Origin of the sequence: Methanocalculus natronophilus (assembly GCF_038751955.1) — an archaeon.
Taxonomy (GTDB): Archaea; Halobacteriota; Methanomicrobia; order Methanomicrobiales; family Methanocorpusculaceae; genus Methanocalculus; species Methanocalculus natronophilus.
In genome coordinates this window covers 1-482 of the sequence record NZ_JBCEXH010000049.1, presented here as the reverse complement: position 1 = coordinate 482, position 482 = coordinate 1, and the positions used below count along the sequence as shown (strand labels likewise).

Sequence of the window (482 nt, the reverse complement as noted above, 5' to 3'; positions counted from 1 at the left end):
ACTTTACGCCTCTCACCGCCTGATAAAGTTTTAACGCGTTTAGATAAAATGAGATCAAGACTTAAGAGTTCACTTAAATAGGTGATTTGTTTTTTTATGGTGGATTTATCTTTCATATATAAAAGTGCTCTAAACATTAAATTTTCATAAACACTCAGTTGTTCATCAAGAGTAGAGTGTTGAAAAACAATGCCTATTTTTTCTCTTACAGAAAACGCATCATTTTGTGTATCAAATCCATCAATCGTCACACTTCCACTTGTTTGATTTAATAAAGTACTTATGATATTAACTGTCGTTGATTTTCCTGCCCCATTTGGACCAAGTAACGCAAAAAACGATGCTTCGTTGATCGTAAAAGAAATATTTTTCACTGCTTGATGAGCATTATACGATTTACTTAAGTTATTAACTTTTATCATAAAATCCCCCCAAAGTCTATATTCAATATAATCATACGTTTTTTTAATGGTATTCACAAT

The 482-nt window shown here is 30.7% G+C and carries 1 protein-coding gene; it reads right to left on the bottom strand.

The features are described 5' to 3' along the window. Window positions 1-422, bottom strand: a 422-nt coding sequence (locus tag ABCO64_RS10320; protein WP_343089400.1) for an ATP-binding cassette domain-containing protein, incomplete at its 3' end; no start/stop codon positions are given. Window positions 423-482 lie beyond the last annotated feature (60 nt).